The 19135-nt window shown below is 55.2% G+C and carries 11 protein-coding genes; 10 read left to right on the top strand and 1 reads right to left on the bottom strand.

What is annotated here, in order from left to right:
• Positions 1–450 precede the first annotated feature (450 nt).
• The 4 genes from WJU22_RS19535 (at position 451) to WJU22_RS19520 (ending at position 8278) form a co-directional block, all read left to right on the top strand.
• Positions 451–3732 (top strand): TonB-dependent receptor, encoded by a 3282-nt coding sequence (locus tag WJU22_RS19535; RefSeq protein ID WP_341839848.1) that lies wholly within the window; start codon positions 451–453, stop codon positions 3730–3732.
• A gap of 14 nt (positions 3733–3746) precedes the next feature.
• Positions 3747–5510 (top strand): RagB/SusD family nutrient uptake outer membrane protein, encoded by a 1764-nt coding sequence (locus WJU22_RS19530; RefSeq protein ID WP_341839847.1) that lies wholly within the window; start codon positions 3747–3749, stop codon positions 5508–5510.
• 110 nt (positions 5511–5620) lie between these two features.
• The gene (locus tag WJU22_RS19525) at positions 5621–5989 is read left to right on the top strand and encodes a hypothetical protein (RefSeq protein ID WP_341839846.1); all 369 of its coding nucleotides are present in this window, start codon (positions 5621–5623) and stop codon (positions 5987–5989) included.
• Positions 5990–6010: 21 nt separating this feature from the next.
• Complete coding sequence (locus WJU22_RS19520; RefSeq protein WP_341839845.1) at positions 6011–8278, top strand: excinuclease ABC subunit UvrA; 2268 nt, start codon at positions 6011–6013, stop codon at positions 8276–8278.
• Here WJU22_RS19520 and WJU22_RS19515 read toward each other — a convergent pair.
• Positions 8275–9906 carry a M1 family metallopeptidase gene (locus WJU22_RS19515; RefSeq protein ID WP_341839844.1) on the bottom strand — a complete coding sequence of 544 codons (1632 nt, stop codon included), beginning with the start codon at positions 9904–9906 and terminating at the stop codon, positions 8275–8277. The genes WJU22_RS19520 and WJU22_RS19515 overlap by 4 nt on opposite strands.
• 120 nt (positions 9907–10026) lie before the next feature.
• Here WJU22_RS19515 and WJU22_RS19510 point away from each other — a divergent pair, with 120 nt between their 5' ends.
• From WJU22_RS19510 to WJU22_RS19485, 6 genes are all read left to right on the top strand, one after another.
• The gene (locus WJU22_RS19510; protein WP_341839843.1) at positions 10027–11643 is read left to right on the top strand and encodes an ABC transporter substrate-binding protein; all 1617 of its coding nucleotides are present in this window, start codon (positions 10027–10029) and stop codon (positions 11641–11643) included.
• A gap of 133 nt (positions 11644–11776) precedes the next feature.
• Positions 11777–12559 carry an acyl-CoA desaturase gene (locus WJU22_RS19505; RefSeq protein ID WP_341839842.1) on the top strand — a complete coding sequence of 261 codons (783 nt, stop codon included), beginning with the start codon at positions 11777–11779 and terminating at the stop codon, positions 12557–12559.
• Positions 12560–12779: 220 nt separating this feature from the next.
• On the top strand, positions 12780–13361 hold the full coding sequence (locus WJU22_RS19500) for an RNA polymerase sigma-70 factor (RefSeq protein ID WP_341839841.1): 582 nt from the start codon (positions 12780–12782) through the stop codon (positions 13359–13361).
• A 695-nt stretch (positions 13362–14056) separates the two neighbouring features.
• Positions 14057–14482: a hypothetical protein gene (locus WJU22_RS19495; RefSeq protein WP_341839840.1), complete on the top strand. Its 426-nt coding sequence runs from the start codon at positions 14057–14059 to the stop codon at positions 14480–14482.
• A gap of 286 nt (positions 14483–14768) precedes the next feature.
• The gene (locus tag WJU22_RS19490) at positions 14769–15602 is read left to right on the top strand and encodes a FecR family protein (RefSeq protein WP_341839839.1); all 834 of its coding nucleotides are present in this window, start codon (positions 14769–14771) and stop codon (positions 15600–15602) included.
• 35 nt (positions 15603–15637) lie between these two features.
• Positions 15638–19132: a TonB-dependent receptor gene (locus WJU22_RS19485; protein WP_341839838.1), complete on the top strand. Its 3495-nt coding sequence runs from the start codon at positions 15638–15640 to the stop codon at positions 19130–19132.
• Positions 19133–19135: the final 3 nt, after the last annotated feature.

Here is a 19135-nt window from a genome sequence, read left to right as displayed (position 1 = left end):
AGCACCCGTCGTGTTTGACCATATTTTTCAAGTTCCATTCAAATAGCTTTTGTGCGCTTGCACCTGGGTTATCGACTTTCTATTTACAGCGAATAAAATCAAATCGAAGCATGGACATTAGTCACAGTGAAAAGGTTTTTTACAGGAATCATTACACATTGTTTTTTACGAATCCATCCGGCAGGCAAAGGAATATTCGTACCATTTCTATTTAAGCAATAAACCTGACGAAAGTATGATGCATTTATTGGACAGTGAGCCATGCATGCCGTAGCCCGTTGCTGCGGTTAGCCAGCTAGTATTCCCCGGACCGGGGAAATCCGATCCCATTTCAACATCGAAAAACGACGTGCAGAACGCCGATCGGGATTGCCATGCCTGCAACCGATTGCGCCTTCGTGCGCACATGCCAAAGCCGTTCATCATTGCTTTTTCATAAACCAAATCGATATGCTATTCCATCAATCGAAATCCCTGCAGCACAACAGTGGCTGTAACCGGACGGTCCGGCGGATCGCGGGGCTCGTCCCGGCGGCGCTTTCCGTCTGCCTCCTGATGGGCTACGCCTCCATGGGCATCGCCCGCGCGCCGTACGAAGCGGCAGCTTTTGACCGAAAGATCACGGGCCGCGTTACGGACGGCACCGGCGGCGGATTGCCCGGCGTAACCATCGCCATCAAAGGCGCCACCAGCGGCACGGTCACCAACGTCAACGGTGAGTATTCCCTCAACGTGCCCGACAACGGGGCCGTCCTTATCTTCCGGTTTGTGGGCTACAACACCCAGGAAATCGCCGTCGGCAACCAGGACCGGCTGGATGTGGTAATGACCGCCGCCGCCAAAGGGCTCAACGAGCTCGTGGTAGTGGGTTACGGCACGCAGAAGAAAGTAAACCTCACCGGGCCGGTTACTGCCGTGCGCGCGGAGGAACTGGTGAACATGGCGCCGGCTAACCTTTCCAATACCCTCGCCGGCCGCGCACCCGGGGTCAACGTGACCAATACTTCCGGCCTTTCCGGTTCTACCGCGGGCATCCGCATCCGCGGCGCTTTTGCTGAACCGCTTTATGTGATAGACGGGGTGGTGCGCGACAAAGAAGCGTTCGACGCGCTCGAGGCTGCGGAAGTAGACCAGATGAGCTTCCTCAAAGACGCGGCTACCGCTGCCGTGTATGGTTCCCGCGCAGGTAACGGCGTTGTGCTGGTGACCACCAAGAAAGGCTCGCTCGGCAAACCTGTGTTTAGCTTCCAGACGAACTACACCACCGCACGGCCCACCCGCGAGCTGCTGTCTGACAAGACCACCGCGGCAGACGAGCTCACCTACCAAAACCGCGTGGCCGAATTCCTCGGTACCCCGAAACCCAACGGCCAGGAAGAGTTCGACTACTTCAAAGACAAACATTACAACGTCCACGATTTCATCTGGCGCGATCCGTCCAGCCACCGCCACTCGCTCAGCGTTGCCGGCGGCAGCGAAAAGATCACCTACTATTCGCTGCTGAGCTACCGGGGAGAAAAAGGTTCCTACAAAAGCCTCGACAACAGCAAGGTCAATCTCCGCAGCAACGTCACCGCCAAAGTTTCGGATGCGATCAAGATCAACCTCAACATTGCCGCTAACCAGCAGAATCTCGACCGTTTCTACTGGCCGTTCACCGGCGACGACGATTTCGATGTATCCGATCTTTACCGTGTAACGTTCAACTGGCCCAAAACATTCCCGTTCTATACGCTGGCCGACGGTACGCCCGTCAATTATGTAACGGATTACCCGGTGCAGACGCCCATGGGCAGCTGGCAGGCCTGGAGCGTGATCGACCAGGTGATCGGCAACCGCTATATCAAAACGCGCAACCGCCAGCTGAACTCCATCCTCGGTATCGACATCGATCTGGGCAAATACGTGAAAGGCCTGACCACGAAAGTATCGGGCAGCTACCTGGCGGAAGATTACATGCGCAAGCGATTCCTCACCTACCAGAAGAACTATGTGTTCAACCCTAAAGACCCGGACGGCAACCGTTTCATTCCCGCCCCGCCAGACCCGAACAAGACCAACATTTTCACATTCAGTTCCAATCAGCCTTTCATGGATTACAATATCTCCACCTGGTGGAGCTATCAGTTGAACTGGTTCCTGAATTACAACCGTACCTTCGGCAAGCATGGCATCGACGCGTTGATGGTATTCGAACAGTCGGAAACCGGTGGCAGCATCGCCTATTCCCGCGCGGAGAATCCCATCACGCCGTATGATCAGTTTATCGCATATCCGACCGACCGGCAGTTCCGCAACTCCAGCGGTAAAGACTCCGTGGGCGCACGCCAGTCCTGGATCGGCCGCGTGAACTATAACTTCGACAGCCGCTATATCGCCGAATTCTCTTTCCGGTACGACGGTAACACGCTGTTCCCCAGCAATAGCCGTTGGGGCTTCTTCCCGTCTGTGTCTGCCGCATGGCGCCTGTCGGAAGAGACCTGGTTCAAAAACGCCACGCGTGCGTTCGACGACCTGAAGATCCGCGCTTCCTACGGTACCACGGGTAACGACCTGGATGCTGCGGGCAACAGGATATCGCCCTTCTCGTTCCGCCAGCGGATCGTGAACGGCAGCAGCTATATGTTTGGCGATCGCCTCTACCAGGGTATCGCTCCCGGCGCTACGCCCAATCCGAACCTGACGTGGGCAAAATCCGCTTCCTATAACGCAGGTATCGACTTTACCATCCTCCGTGGCCGCTTTAACGGTACGGTAGACGTGTTCGTCCGCAAGGAAACCGATATCCTCGGTTACCGCCAGGTGCGCGTACCGGACAACTATGGCCAGTCGCTGGCGCCTGAAAACTATGCGGCACGTTCCTGGAGAGGGGGTGAGCTGACGCTGGAATGGCGCGACAAAGCTGCTTCCGGAAAGATCAATTACTCCATCAATGCCAATGTTGGCTATGTGAAAGACCGCTGGGATATTTATGATGAAGACGCCGCGCTGGGCCCCAACGGCCTGCGTAATTTCGAATCGCGCATCGGACGGCCGGAAACGAGGATCGTAGGCCTGCGGTCGCTCGGCCTCATCCGCACGCAGGAGCAGTTGGATGGTTTGCTGGCCAAGGGTTTCAAGCAATACGGCCGTAATCCGTACCTCGGCGCCATCCTGTTCGAAGATATCCGCGGCGAAAACTATGCGCCCGGTCCCGACGGCAAGATCGACAACAACGATATGCAATTGCTCTCCGACAACGCCACCCCCCGCGTGAACTTCGGTTTGGGCCTCAACCTGTCTTACAAAAACTGGGCGTTGCAGACGTTCTTCCAGGGCGTTACCGCTTACGACCGCGTGATCAGCAACCAGGAAGGTGCAGGTATGCGCCAGCACGGTGGCAGCGTTCGTCCGTATTACCCCATCTGGGCAGACGATGTATGGACACCCGAGAACCCCGATGCGAAGTATCCCCGCCCTGTCGGCAGCAACTGGCAGGAGTCCGGCAGCGTGGCCACCAACTTCTGGATGCGCAGTGGCGCCTATCTCCGCATGAAGATGCTGAACCTGGGATACAGCCTGCCCAAGAACTGGGTGCGTACCATCGGCCTCACGAGCGCGCAACTGTACTTCAACGGTACCAACCTTTTCGCTATTTCGCCCATGAACGAGTTTCATGACCCGGAACAAAAGAACTACGATTCTTATCCTCTCATGAAAACCTTCACCGTAGGAGCTGACATCAGATTCTAGTAAAACGCATGATCATGAAAAAGACATTAATAGCCATATTACTGCTGGGCGGGATGTTCGCCTCCTGCAAAAAAGTGCTGGAGATAGACGATCTGGAGGGCTATAGCCCCGAACAGGTCTGGAACGACGAGAACCTGGCCAATGCCTTCATAACCAATATCTATCCCATGTTCGGGAACTGGAGCCCCGGCCTCGAACAGAAGAGCGAACAGATGGCAGGCATCTTCTTCTATCCCGACCGCGTGACCATCACGAACGGCGAATTCAAAAGCTGGAACTATAGCCGTATCCGGCTGATCAACGAAGCGGCCACCAAAGTACTGACCGGCGGCCTGAAACAAGACGTTAAGGACAGGATCCTCGGCCAGGCGCTCTTCATGCGCGCCTACGCGTATTTCGACATGGTCATGCACCATGGCGGCGTACCGTATATCACCAAACCGCAGGACCGCGAAACCGACGACCTCAATACGCCGCGCAACTCCACCAAAGAATGCTTCGATCTCATCATCAAAGACCTGGACGACGCCATCGCCAAACTGCCGCCCAAAATCGCCACTTCTTCGGCCGACTATGGCCGGATCGACGGCGCCTTTGCCCTCGCGTTCAAAGCGAAAGTGCTGCTGTATAAAGCTTCTCCGCAGTTCAACCCCTCCAACCCCTGGGGCAATGCGTATTGGGCAGAAGCGTATACCGCCAACAAAAAGGCGTACGACGATCTGAAAGCCCTGGGCTTCAAACTGGTGGAGGATTATAGCAACATCGCGCTGCAGGAGAAGAATACCGAGACCGTCTTCGCCGTGGTGAACCAATACCCGAACAAGACCACGGAGTGGGACAATGGCGTTCGCCCCGGTTCCGAAAGCCGCGGCCCCGCATTTGCCGTGCCCACCTGGGAGTTCGTGAAAACGTTCCCCATGAAGGACGGTAAGAAATACAACGACAATTCCGGGGCTTACTATAAATCGGACGCCGACTTCCTGCAGAACTACTGGAAAGACCGCGATCCCCGGTTCAACAAATCCGTGGTATGGAACGGCAAGCCCTACGCCGTTTCCGGCAAAGCCGACAAGCGCCAGTACACGGCGTTGGGCGTGGCGCATGAGCTCGACGACTATGGTATCAATCCCAAAGCGCAGATCAACTCCACGAACCTCGACCGCTACACCGGATTTTTTGTGCTGAAAAACAGCCTGCTGCGCCTCAAACAGGCGGAAGTGCAGCAATACGATGTGGATTTTGTGCTGATGCGGTTCGCGGAAGTAATGCTCAACTACGCTGAAACCGCCAACGAAACCGGTCGCTTGGCGGATGCGCTCGATATCCTGAAGCAGATCCGCCAGCGCGCGGGCATCGAGCCGGGAACGAATGGCAACTACGGCATTACCGCCACCACGCGCGATCAAATGCGGGAAGCCATCCTGGACGAGCGTAACATCGAGCTATGCTTCGAAGGCCAACGCTTCTGGGACCTCCGCAGGCTGCGCATGCTGAACCGGCTGAACAACCTCACGAAGTGGGGCGTGGAGGCCATCGCCATCAATCCTGACGGATCGGAAATGCCCATCAGCGAAGCGCGCGCGAAAGCCACCGCCAACCAGCTGACGGAAGCCAACTTCAAATACAGTCTCCTCCAGGTGCCCCGCACCGGTGTGAAAGTGACTTCCGTGCCGGACACGTACTATTTCTTTCCCATCCTGAAAGATGTGCTCGACCGAAACGCCAAGTTGCAGCAAAACAACAATTGGGGCGGAACGTTCAATCCCACGATGGAATAACCCGGTATATGCATACCCGAAAAAGGCCGCACTTTCCATGGTGCGGCCTTTTTTATGGTGGCGCCCGTTCCCGGAGATTCCGTAATTTCATCCACTTAAAAATCAGTCTTATGAAAATCGGGATCATGATGGCCGCAATGGCCGCCAGTGCAATAATGGCCTGCAACAGTAATAACGCCCAACAGGAAAACGCGGCTACTACCGGCGATTCGGTACAACCCGCAACACCGGCGCCTGCCGAAGCCGCAGCGCCGGGAGCCGTAACAGGCGTGGTACAGGAAGTGATGATGGGGAAAGATGGCTACACCGCCGTGATCAAATCCGCACAGGATTCGGTGTACCATGTAACCATTTCGCATGCCAATCTGAAAGATCATGCGCAGTACAGGTCCGCCAAGCCCGGCGATACGCTGACCGTTTCCGGGGACCGCTGGGAGATGGACGGGAAAGCGCAGATTACGGTACGGGAATTGAAGTGATTTCCCGAAATATCGGGAACCATGCGGAAAGACCATATCATCATCAAAGGTGCGCGCGAGCATAACCTGAAGAACATCTCGTTGCGTATCCCCAAGAACAGGATCACCGTTTTTACCGGCGTTTCCGGCTCCGGGAAATCATCGCTCGTATTCGATACTATCGCCGCGGAATCGCAACGCCAGCTGAATGAGACTTTTCCTTCGTTCATCCGCCACCGGTTGCCGCACTACGGCCAACCGGAAGCGGATGAACTGCAAAACCTCTCGCCGGCAGTGATCGTTGACCAGAAACCGATCGGCGGAAACGCCCGCTCCACCGTGGGCACCGCTACCGATATCTTTACACTGCTGCGGCTGCTGTTTTCCCGGATCGGGGAACCTTTCATCGGCTATTCCGACATTTTCTCCTTCAACCATCCCAACGGCATGTGCCCGGAATGTGACGGGCTGGGACAGGTGTCTGTACTCGATACGGACCTGTTTTTCGACACCACCAAATCCCTCAACGGCGGTGCCATCCTGTTCCCCACGTTTGCCAAAGGCGGCTGGCGGTTCTCCCGCTACGCCTGTTCCAACCTCTTCGATCCCGACAAAAAACTCGAAGATTACACCGAAGAAGAATGGCATAACCTGCTTTACGCCGACAACATCAGGCTCACCGATCCGCTGCCTTGCTGGCCGCAGTCGCAGAAGTTTTATGAAGGGATCGTTCCGCGCTTCAAAAGGAGCTACCTCGCCAAAGATTCAAAAGCGATGACGGGTAAATACAAAGCCGATTTCGAGAAAATACTCACCCGCGGCAAATGCCCGTCGTGCAAAGGTTCGCGCCTCAACGAAAAAGTGCGCTCCTGCAGGATCGGGAAGTACAATATCGCGGATTGCGCAGCCATGGAAATCCCCGTACTGGCGGATTTCATCGCCACCATTACCGATCATCGCGCCGTAACGATGGTAAAAGCCATCCGGGAACGTTTACAGCATATGACCGACATCGGCCTGCATTACCTGACGCTCGACCGCGAAACCGGCAGTCTTTCCGGCGGGGAATCGCAGCGCATCAAAATGGTGCGGCACCTCGGCAGCAGCCTGTCAGACATGACCTATATCCTCGACGAGCCCAGCATCGGCCTCCACCCGCGCGATGTTCACCAGCTGAACCAATTGCTGTTCCAGCTGCGCGACAAAGGAAATACGGTACTGGTCGTGGAACATGATCCCGATGTAATTGCCGTGGCCGATCATGTGGTAGACATGGGGCCGCGCGCGGGAACGGAAGGAGGGAGGATCGTTTTCGAAGGAACGCTGGAAGAGCTGCAGGAAGCCGATACGCTGACGGGCCGCTACTGGAGCCGGAAACGGACGATCAACGATTTGCCGCGGCCCGCAAGCGGTTCCATTTCCATCAAGAATGCCAAACTGCATAACCTCCGGAACGTAAACGTGGAAATCCCCACGGGCGTAATGACGGTTGTGACGGGCGTGGCCGGGTCGGGGAAAAGCAGCCTGGTGAATGGGGTATTGCCCAAACAGGTGCCCACGGCCGTTCGTATCAGCCAGTCGGCCATCACCGGCAGCAAACGCTCGCACATGGCCACTTATACGGGTATTTTCGACGAGATACGGGAGATGTTCGCCCGGCACAACCGCGTGAAGGCTGCCCTGTTCAGCAGCAATTCTGAAGGCGGTTGCCCCGTGTGCAAAGGAGTAGGAGAAATCACGCTCGACCTGGCCTTCATGGACCCCATCACCACCATCTGCGAAGAATGCGGTGGGAAACGCTACAAAGCGGAAACGTTGCAATACCGGTATAACGGGAAGAATATATACGAAACTATCCGGCAAACCGTCAGCGAAGCCATCCCGTTCTTCGCGTCATCGCCCGCTATTTCCGGTATGCTGGAACGGTTGGCGGACGTGGGTTTGGGCTATCTCACGCTGGGACAGCCGCTCAGCACGCTGTCTGGCGGCGAGCGCCAGCGCATCAAACTCGCCATGCGGCTGGAAGACGCGGCCAACCAGGTGTTTGTGATGGATGAGCCTACGACGGGCCTGCACATGAGCGATGTGGAACGGTTGCTGGGGATTTTCCGGCGGATCGTGGACAGGGGCAATACGCTGATCGTAGTGGAACACAATCTCGACATCGTGAGCCAGGCAGACCATATCATCGACATGGGGCCCGGCGCCGGGCGAGATGGCGGCACCATTGTGTTCCAGGGCACGCCGGCACAACTGCTGACGCATCCCGGATCACAAACGGGGCGCTTTCTCCGCGCTTATATCGGTTAGTTTTTCTTTACCAGGATATAGAAATTCGGATCGATCGTGAATCTGGCCCCGTCTTTCAACGGCATCGCCTTCCATTCGCCGGTAGGCTCCAGCAGGATGGGTTTGCCCGTGCCGGCGGTCACGCGCAGCGGCATGTCGAACCCTTTTACATCCGCCACCCAGCGGTATTTCAGCTGTCCGTCGGCGACGGCGTATTCGAAAACGGGCGGTTGGGTATGCCGTAAGTACTGATCGAAAACCTTATCGAAATTGATGCCGGTCGTTTTGTTGATATAATCCTCTACCTGTTCCGTGGTCACCGTCTGGTGCCAGAAGGTCTTGTTAAGTCCGCGCAATACCTGGCGGAATTTTTCGTCGTTACCCACGATCTGCCGGATGGTATGCAGCATGTTCGCGCCCTTGTAATACATATCCCCCGAACCTTCGGTATTAACACCATAAGGCCCGATGATGGGAACATCGTTGGCGATATTCTTGCGGATGCCCTGCAGGTAAGCATTTCCGGCTTCCTTGCCATAGCGGCATTCGGTGAAAAGCGTTTCGGAATAGTTGGTGAAGGATTCATGCACCCACATGTCGGCGATATCTTTGGTAGTGATGTTGTTGCCGAACCATTCGTGACCCGTTTCGTGGATGATGATGAAGTCCCATTTCAGTCCCCAGCCCGACCCGGAAAGGTCTTTGCCGCGATAGCCCATCTTATACTGGTTCCCGTACGCCACGGCGCTCTGGTGCTCCATGCCCAGGTGCGGCGTTTCCACGAGTTTGTAGCTGTCTGCATAGAAAGGGTAGGGGCCGAACCAGTGCTCGAAGCACTGCATCATGGGCTTCACGACGCCGAAATGTTTTTTAGCGGCAGCGAGGTGATAATCCAGCACCCAGAAATCGAGGGGCAGCGTGCCGGCCTCGCCTTTGAAAGTATCGGAGAAATGTGTGTAGTGGCCGATGTTGAGGGCAACGTCGTAGTTATTGATCGGGTTGGCGACGAACCAGGTGAACGTGCGGGTACCTTCCGGTCCGTCTTTCACGGAGCGCAGGCGGCCGTTAGACACATTGGTAAGTTGCGCGGGCACGGTAACGGCAATACGCATGCTGTCCGGCTCTTCGGACTGATGGTCTTTATTGGGCCAGAACACGCTGGCGCCGAGGCCCTGGCAGGCACTGGCGATCCAGGGGCGGCCCAGGGAGTCGGTTTTCCAGACGATGCCCCCGTCCCAGGGCGCATTCTTCGCCTCGCGGGGCTTGCCGCCGAACGTGAGCGCGATGGACTTTACCTGGCCTTTTGGCTGGTTGGCCGGCATGTCGATGAAGAAAGCATTGCCTTCCCGCACGAACGTCAGTTCCTTCCCGTCCTGCACCGCCTTTTTCAGCTCCATGGGTTGCTGGAGGTCGATCTGCATGCGATTGGCCGCGCCCGTTACCCGGTAATGCATCACGTTGGTGCCTTCGATGGATTTGGTGTCGGGGTAAACGCGGACCTGCAGGTCGTAAAACGTTACGTCCCACCAGGCGCGCTCCGGCCCGAGGGTGCCGCGCAGCGTGTCTTGCCGCGTAAAACGTTGGTTATGCTGGCTGAAAGCGTTGGAGACGGTGAGCAACGTCAGCAGGAAGGGCAGCAGCCTCATCATACAGGTAAAGTTTAAACGGCAATATAATCCAGTTGGGGGAGACGGTCCGGCATTTTTTTGACAGGCGGCAACACGGCCTTGTCATTCCCCCGAAAACTGATTACCTTGATGCCTTCGACTATGAGATATTTCGTTCTCTTCCTGCTGATCATCCTCTGCGCCTGCGGCCAACGCCGCTCCGGCGACAAAATGGTGTTCCGCTACAACCAGGAAGGCGGCATCCCCACGCTGGATCCCGCCTTCGCCAAAAACCAGGCTGTCATGTGGGCCGTGCGGCAGGTGTTCAACACGCTTGTGGAAACGGATAGTGCGCTCAACATCCGTCCATCGCTCGCCAAAAGCTGGGACGTTTCGGCCGACCGCAGAGAATACGTTTTTCACCTCCGTACCGACGTCCATTTCCACGACCATCCGCTCTTTCCGGGCGGCGTTGGAAGGAAAATGACGGCGCAGGACGTGGTGTACAGTTTCCGCAGGATCATGGACCCCGCCACGGCTTCGTCCGGCGCCTGGGTGTTCAACGGGAAAGTGGACCCGGAAACAGGGTTCGCCGCGCTGGACGACAGTACCTTCCGCCTGCGGCTGCTCCAGCCATTCCAGCCCATCATGGGCATTCTGAGCATGCAATATTGCAGCGTGGTGCCACAGGAAATCGTGGCGCATTACGGGAAGGATTTCCGGAAAAATCCGGTGGGCACCGGGCCGTTCCGGTTCTTTTTCTGGGACGAAGGCCAGGCGCTGGTGCTGCATAAAAACCCCCGTTACCACGAAATTGACGAAACCGGGCGGCGCCTGCCGTACCTGGACGCGGTGCAGATATCGTTCGTAGACAGCAAAGGCACGGAATTCCTTCTGTTCCGCCAGGGCCAGCTGGATTTCATCAATGAAATTGATGCCACGTTCAAAGACGAAGTGATCACCCGGCAGGGCGAGCTGAAAAAGGAATGGGAAGGGAAGATCGTCATGATGAAAACGCCCTACCTGAGCACGGAATATTTCGGCATCGTCATGGATCCCGGAAAGCCGGGAGTGAAAGGCAGTCCCCTCCGCGATCTCCGCGTCCGGCAAGCGGTAAATTACGGGATCGACCGGGTGAAAATGCTGACTTATTTGCGCAACAGCAAGGGCATTCCGGCCACTTCGGGCTTTGTGCCGGCGGGGTTGCCTTCTTTCGATACGGCGGCGGTAAAGGGATATTATTACGATCCTGCGCGGTCGCGGAAGCTGTTGGCGGAAGCAGGGTACCCGAACGGGAAGGGGATGCCGGTGATCACGCTGGTGTCGATACCGTTGTATGCCGACCTGGCCGATTATGCCGCGCGGCAGTTGCAGGAATTGGGGGTGAAAGTGCAGGTGGAAGTCATGCAGCGGGGGCCGTTGATAGACCTGGTGGCCAAATCGGCCGTACCGTTTTTTCGCGCCAGCTGGATCGCGGATTATCCCGATGCGGAAAGCTTTCTGGCGATGTTCTACAGTAAGAACCCCGCGCCGCCGAACTATACGCGGTACAGCAATCCTGCGTACGACAAGCTGTACGAACGTGCGCTCCAGGAAAATGACGATTCCGTGAGGTATAAATTGTACCAGGAGATGGACCGGATGATCGTGGCAGACGCGCCGGTGGTGCCGGTATTTTATGATATGGTGATGCGGTTCCGGCAGCCTAATGTGCTGGGCCTCAGCAGCGACGGGCTGAATACGCTGGAATTGCGGCGGGTGCGGATCGGGGAGAAATAGGGCGGCACATATCAAGTAATAATATATTCATTAAGAAGGGGTTAATTTTTGGCGGGGGACTTGATTATTAGGTTAGGCCGGATTTATGGGTTACCTTTGCGGTTCAACTTTCAACACTAAAATTGAGGCGTTCATGACTGCGATACTGATCTTTTTCTTCTCACATTGGTTTTTATCACTCTTCTTCCATACATTTTTCCTTCACCGTTATGCATCTCACCAGATGTACGACACCAGCAAAGGTTGGGAGCGTGTGTTTTATTTCAGCACCTGGTTTTTCCAGGGCTCGTCTTACCTGATCCCCCGCGCTTACGGTGTGATGCACCGTATGCACCATGAATATAGCGATACGGAGCACGATCCGCATAGCCCGCACTTCTTTAAGGACGTTTGGCATATGATGATCCATACCCGCGAGATTTATGCTGGTTTTGTATCGGGCGATAAACTGCCTGCAGAGCAGTTTACCAAAGATCCGCTGCCGATCTGGAATGGTATGGACAAATTCGGTGACCACCGTGCAACCCGTTTAACCTGGATTGCTATTTATATTGCGTTTTATGTGATTTTCGCCGGCGCGGCCTGGTGGTGGTATTTCCTGCTGCCGATCCACTTCCTCATGGGCCCTATCCAGGGTGCTATTGTGAACTGGTGCGGTCACAAATACGGTTACAGCAATTTCGACAACGGCGATCATTCCCGTAACTCTGAGCCCTGGGGTATTTTCCTGCTGGGCGAACTGTTCCAGAACAACCACCACAAGCATAAGGACAGCGCCAATTTCGCGAAGAAATGGTTCGAGTTCGATCCTACCTACCCGGTGATGCGCGTGATGGATTTCCTGGGCATGATCAAATTGCGCCAGACGGCTACAGCGAAGATCGCGGTGCCGAAGAAAGAGCGCAGTGCGGCTTAGTAAATTGATATTCAAAATATTAAGAAAGGCGATGGAAAATGTCCATCGCCTTTTTTTATGCCCCAAAAGGCCGCTGGAAATTTTTTTTACGCCTTGTCAGTAATTTTCCCAATTTGCCTGTCCTTATCTCGAAAAGCGGTTTCCACGCCGCGCATCAACCAGGTCGGTAAACTGATATTCGTAGCCAAACTAAAAAACCAGGAACAGGGGGTTCAGGCTTATGCCGGAAAGCAACAAACACATACGGGAGTTGCAAGCGCAAATTGCACGTTGTGACAGCGAACAAGCTTTTGCATCGCTGTTCAGGCTTTTTTATGATCGGCTAATTCGATTTTGCCAGCAATATGTGCATTCGCGGGAAGCTGCGGAAGAAGTGGTGTCCGACGTGTTCGTCAGGATATGGGAGCGGCGTGCGCAGTTGATGGAGGTAGCGAACCTGGAGGTGTACCTGTTCGTGTCTGTCCGGAATGCGGCGTACAATTACCTGGAGAAGTATTCCGTGATGCGGGTGATGCCCATGGGCAATGGCGAGTGGGAATTGTCCAACGGCAACGATCCCGGCCGCGACCTGGAATGGAAGGAGATGGTGGCGCGGCTGGACCGGGAAGTCAATCAATTGCCCGATCAATGCCGTAAAGTGTTCCGGCTTATCAAGGAAGAAGGTTTCCGGTATAAAGAGGTGGCCCAGATACTCAACATTTCGCCCCGCACCGTGGAAACGCAGCTCGTACGTGCCGTTCGCCGCCTGCAGGCCGCCGTGGGCCAGTGGCTGCCGGAGAAGTTCCGGAAAGGAGGAACGTGATGGGGATTTTGAATATTAGGGTGAATGGGGATTGATGGATTGAGAAGGGGAAACCTATGCAGGAAGGATATTCAAAAGCTTGTCATGTAGAGGATTCAGGTGGAAAGTGAAGATTGGGGTGAATGAAATTGTTGTTGGTTTGATGGAGAATGCTGATGAAGGTAGAATATCGAAATGTATGTCAGATAATGGTTTCAGACAAAAAGTGAATATTAAAAGTGAAAGAGACTTGTTGTTGGTTTGATTGAAAATGTCATGCCGGAAGAACATTCAAAAGCTTGTCAGGTGAGGTTTTAGAACTGGTTTGAATGCCTGGATCGCGTTGGGTTGATAGATGATGTGACAAATGAACTGGAAGTGGAAATTTTCAGTACGAACATCGGTGAATTGTTTTGATAAACTGGATTTGAGTTGGAATGATGGTTATAGATCGCTTGCGTCAGAATGTTCGCTGTATGTCAGGGTGTTATGAAATAATTCAAATCTGAAGTTGAAAAATTTCAACCATTGATTATAGATAGGATAGGGGAAGGTAGGGGAGTGAAGATTTTACATCACATCCATCGGATGAATCAGTAAGGAAGTAATATTTATGAATTTGACCATCAGGCAGCGGGCAACGTTGCAACGGTTCGCGGAAATCCGAAACCGGTTTGGCATTTGGCCGTCCAACGTCTGAAAGGTTCCATGTATGAATGATGACGAACGAAGAAAGAATCACACGGTTATTGGCGGCCCGGCTGGCGGGCGAAGCTTCGGATGCAGACCTGCGCGAACTGGAGAACCTCCTCGCCCAGGATCCCTCGCAGCAATCGCGCGCACAACTCATCCAGCGCTATTGCTCCGATACGCCCATTCATGCCTCGGCAGACACCGAGCAAGCCCTCACGCGCCTGCTCGATAGGATCCGTTCTAATGAGTCGCATTCATCTCCGAATTTCAACACCCCCAAAACTCAGACGGCAACCGTGTTTCTGATCCCTCATTCAACACAATCGACGGCAACCGTCCAACTGATTCCTCATCCAACAAATTCGACGGTAACCGCCAATCAAATCCCTCATCCAACACCCCCCAAAACTCAGACGGCAACCGCGTATCTGAGTCCTCATCCAACATAGCCAATGCCAACCGTCTAACTGATTCCTCATCCAACACATTCGCCAGCAACCGCGCAGCGAATAATTCATCCAACACCCTCCAAAACTCCGACGTCAACCGGGTAGCTGATTCCTCATCCAACCCATTCGCCAGCGACCGCCAATCAAATCCCTCATCCAACACCCCCAAAACCTCCTCAGCAACCTCCATCCAAACGATCCCTCATCCAACCTCAACAACTTTGAAAATGCGACCGGCAACATCCCTTCCGCGGGCCCAAACACTCCGGAAAATACTACCGAACGCATGCTCCCATCCAATACCGGATCCCCGGAAATCTCCGTCGCATCGCGGAAAGGAAACGCCTGGAAATGGTGGTCTGTCGCCGCTACCGCCGCGCTGCTCATCGGATGCGCCTGGGCTCTTTGGGGCCCGTCGAAAACACCAATTCCCAACACCATAGTTTTCCAGCCGGCAACAGACACCCTGCAATGGCTCCACCGGCAAAACGGGAAAGCCATCCGCGCCGTCCTCGAACTGGCAGACGGTAGCAAAATCTGGCTCAACGCAGATTCCAAATTATCATACCCCGAACAGTTCGGGCCCCGCAGCCGCGAAGTGTTCCTCACCGGAGAAGCCTTCTTCCAGGTAGCCAGCTCACCGCAAAAACCGTTCATCGTCCACCTCAGCAAAGGCACCATCCGCGTACTCGGCACCTCGTTCAACGTCCGCGCCTACGATAACGAACCCGTGCAAACATCCGTCAGCACCGGGAAAGTCGCCTTCATCCCGAAATACGACGACGCCCGCGCACCAGACACCTTTTACATCACACCCGATGAAAAAGTTACCTGGCATCACGAAGGCGAACGACCGGAAAAATCCGCCACCAGCGGCGATGAAGACCGCGCCTGGACAGACGGCGGCCTCGTTTTCCGCGACGCTTCCCTCGAAGACATCTGCCGCGAACTCGAAAGGACCTTCGGGAAAAAAGTACAGTTCAATTCCGACGCGCCCCGCTATTACCGCATGACCGGCGCTTTCCGGAACAACAGTCTGCCCGAGATCCTCTTCTACCTTTCCAGATCCAAAAATTTCCGATATACCATCACAGACAGCACCCTGCTGATCAGTGAATAAAGTATCCGTTCCTATTATCAACACATGTTAACGTTATGAAAGTAAGACCGCTCTGCAAGCCGGGTCGCTTCCGTTCGTTGCTCCGCGCCATCGTCTTCAGCACAGCTTTCCTGTGTATGCTCGATCTGCATGCGCAAGACGCATGGGCCGCCAGCACCGTCCGGCAATCGAAGGACCCGTCCCGCGACAATCCCCGCAAACAACCGGAAAACCGCCTCAGCATCCAGGTGCGCGACGAAAAACTTTCGTCTGTCCTGGACCGCATCGAGCAGCAAACGCCTTATGTTTTCGTGTATTCCAACGACGAAATCGCCATCTCGCGGAAAATCACCCTGCATGTCAAAGACCGCCAGTTGAGCGAGATCCTGGATATGCTGCTTTCTCCGCTGGACATCCGGTATGAACTGATCAACAACAAGATCATCCTCAAACAGGGAAACGTAACAGCCGCCGTATTCGCGCAGCAGGAAAACGTCACCATTAAAGGCCGGGTGGTGGGCGAAAACGGCGAAGGTCTTCCCGGAGTTAGTATCCGCCTCAAAGGCAAACCTGCTGTAGGCACAGCGTCTGGCGAAACCGGCGATTTCTCGCTGCAAATCCCCGCCGAAGAAGCGAACGGGATCCTCGTCTGCTCCTTTGTGGGGTACCTTTCCACGGAGGTGCCCATCGGCGGCCGCACCCAATTGACCGTGCTGCTCAAATCCGATTCGAAGGCGCTCAGCGAAGTGGTGATCACGGCATACGGCTCGCAAAAGAAAACACAGGTGACCGCCGCCATCAGCACCATTTCCACGAAGGATATCGAAAGCCGGCCCGTCACCAATATGTTCCAGGCGCTGCAGGGCGTAGCGCCCAACCTCACGCTGCAACAAGCCACCGCGGAGCCGGGCGCTTCCATGGTGCTCAATATCCGCGGCGTAGGCTCGCTGACGGGCAATGCACCGCTTATCATTATCGACGGCGTACAGGCCAGCGATGGTTTGCAGAACCTCAACCCGTACGATGTGGAAAGTATTTCGGTGCTGAAGGACGCGGCTTCTTCGGCCATCTACGGTTCGCAGGCGGCAAACGGCGTGATCTATATTACGACGAAGCGTGGCACCAAAGACCAGCGGCCTTCCGTCCAGTACAACGGCATGTACGGCTGGCAAACGCCCACGGCGCTTCCGCGGCAGGTGGAAGGCTGGGAATACATGACCCTCAAAAACGAAGCGCTCGTGAATTCCGGGAAAACGCCTCAGTACGCGCCGGAACAGATCAGTTACTGGAAGACCCGCGGCTCCGAGCCCGCCTATCTCCGCGAAATGATCCGCAAATCCACGCCGCAGCAAAATCATAGCCTCAGCCTCACCGGCGGCGGCAAATCCACCAGCTACCTGCTTTCCGTCGGATATGTGAACCAGGGAAACATGCTCGGCAACAAATACGTACCCTCCGACCTCGACCTCGGCTACCGCAGATACAACGCCCGCGCCAACGTGAGCGTGGAAGTCAGCAAATACGTGCAGGTCAATGTGAACATGGCTTACACGAAATCCTGGTTCAACCGCCAGCAGGCCGATATCGGCATCCTCATGCGCGATGCCATGCGCACGCCCAGGATTTACGCGATCAAGGATTCGCTGGATAATTTCGTGGTGCCCGCGCTCAATTCGAACAACGTCATCGCCCAGCTCGTGTACGGCGGGTACAACCGCACGGAAAGGGATAACCTCCTCGGCGGTGTGGATGTGACCATCACGCCCGTCGACCATTTGAAATTCAACTTCAACGCATCCGGCAATTACACGATCAACAACCATTATTACCGGCAGAACAAATATTCGTACGCACCGTATTATACCACGGCCAATCCGCCGATATATAATCAGCAGTCGAACGCTTCGTACAGGGACCTTACCACCAACGTGTACGCCACGGCGGAATATGAGAACACCTTTGCCAAAGACCATTACGTAAAAGCACAGGTGGGCGGCAGGAGCGATGCGGTGAACGAATATTACGGTCTGCGCGCCACCCGCTACGGCACCACGAACCTCGATCAGGATTGGAGCATCGGCGGCGGATACATCCCCAAGCCCGACGGTACCCTGGATTACGCCACGATCGGCACGTACAACGAACTGGTCAACCCGAACCTCTTCGCGCTCAACTCGCTGTTCGGACGGTTCAACTATGTGTTCAAAGAGCGCTACCTGGCGGAGTTCACCTGGCGGTACGACGGTTCCTCCAAACTCGCGCCCGGCCATCGCTGGCAATTGTTCCCCGCGTTTTCGCTGGGATGGCGGGTGACCGACGAGCCTTTCCTCCACGATTTCCGCGACAAATACGGGAACTTCAAGCTGCGGTATTCCTGGGGCAAAGTGGGCAACTCCAATATCGGCGGATTCAATTACCTGGCGCGCGTGTCCATCAACCCCAATAAATATCCCTTTAACAATACCGCCAACGCCGGCGCAGACTTTTCGCCCTACAACGAGCTGCTCGAATGGGAAACTTCCGCCATGGCGAACTACGGCGTAGACGCGGAATTCCTCGACAACCGGCTCGCCGTTTCGTTCGACTATTTCGACAAACGGACCACCGGCATTTACCTCTTCCAGGAAGTGCCGGGAACGGCGGGCATCGGCTCCAGCCTCCAGAACGCCGGCGAAGTGCGCAACCAGGGATGGGAAGTGACCGTGTCCTGGCGCGCCAAAACCGGGGCTTTCCATCATAACCTCAGCGCAAACGTGTCTGACAACCTGAACAAAGTGGTGAAGTTCGGACAGGAATCCATCCGCGGTTCCGACTTTGCGTACATCATCCGCGAAGGTTTTCCCATCGCTTCGTATTTCGGGTATAAATCCAACGGACTGTATCAAAACCTGGACGACCTGAAAAACGCGCCCAAAGTGCCTTTCGCGTTCAACCAGCAGGTGATGCCGGGCGATATCCGGTATATAGACCGCAATGAAGACGGCGTGATCGATGCAGACGACCGTTTCGTGTTCGGCAACCCTTTCCCCAGGTACACTTTCGGGATCAATTATAACCTGACCTGGAAGAACTTCGATTTCACCATGTTCTGGCAGGGCGTGGGAAAGCGCTCGCAATTCCTGCGGGGCGATATCGTGGAGGCATTCCATAATAATGAAGACCACGCCATGGTGCAGCACCTCGACCGCTGGACGCCCAACAATCCCGGTGCTTCCTATCCGCGGCTCACCATCGGCACCGCCAACGCCAACAATTTCGCATATTCCGATTACTGGATGTTCGACACCAAATACCTGCGGCTCAAGAACCTGCAATTCGGCTATTCGCTCCCCAAATCGTTCACGGAACGACTGCGGATCCAGGGCGCAAGGCTCTACCTGACGGGCCAGAACCTGCTCACGCTCATGCCTGAACGATTCCGCGAGATCGGGGTAGACCCTGAATTCACGCAGTTTGACGACAAGATGGGCTTTGCCAACTATAACGCCATCGCAGGGCGCAACTATCCGAACGCGGCGACGTACGCTTTCGGGCTCGACATCAAATTCTGATAA

The organism is Chitinophaga caseinilytica (genome assembly GCF_038396765.1).
GTDB lineage: Bacteria > Bacteroidota > Bacteroidia > Chitinophagales > Chitinophagaceae > Chitinophaga > Chitinophaga caseinilytica.
Note: the sequence above shows the minus strand (reverse complement) of the source record. Positions and strands in the feature narration are given on the sequence as shown.

Excerpts from the sequence above, each read along its gene's own strand:
- WJU22_RS19535 (WP_341839848.1), top strand. The coding sequence starts at position 451 with ATGCTATTCCATCAATCGAAATCCCTGCAGCACAACAGTGGCTGTAAC.
- WJU22_RS19530 (WP_341839847.1), top strand. The coding sequence starts at position 3,747 with ATGAAAAAGACATTAATAGCCATATTACTGCTGGGCGGGATGTTCGCC.
- WJU22_RS19525 (WP_341839846.1), top strand. The coding sequence starts at position 5,621 with ATGAAAATCGGGATCATGATGGCCGCAATGGCCGCCAGTGCAATAATG.
- WJU22_RS19520 (WP_341839845.1), top strand. The coding sequence starts at position 6,011 with ATGCGGAAAGACCATATCATCATCAAAGGTGCGCGCGAGCATAACCTG.
- WJU22_RS19515 (WP_341839844.1), bottom strand. The coding sequence starts at position 9,906 with ATGATGAGGCTGCTGCCCTTCCTGCTGACGTTGCTCACCGTCTCCAAC.
- WJU22_RS19510 (WP_341839843.1), top strand. The coding sequence starts at position 10,027 with ATGAGATATTTCGTTCTCTTCCTGCTGATCATCCTCTGCGCCTGCGGC.
- WJU22_RS19505 (WP_341839842.1), top strand. The coding sequence starts at position 11,777 with ATGACTGCGATACTGATCTTTTTCTTCTCACATTGGTTTTTATCACTC.
- WJU22_RS19500 (WP_341839841.1), top strand. The coding sequence starts at position 12,780 with ATGCCGGAAAGCAACAAACACATACGGGAGTTGCAAGCGCAAATTGCA.
- WJU22_RS19495 (WP_341839840.1), top strand. The coding sequence starts at position 14,057 with ATGATGACGAACGAAGAAAGAATCACACGGTTATTGGCGGCCCGGCTG.
- WJU22_RS19490 (WP_341839839.1), top strand. The coding sequence starts at position 14,769 with ATGCTCCCATCCAATACCGGATCCCCGGAAATCTCCGTCGCATCGCGG.
- WJU22_RS19485 (WP_341839838.1), top strand. The coding sequence starts at position 15,638 with ATGAAAGTAAGACCGCTCTGCAAGCCGGGTCGCTTCCGTTCGTTGCTC.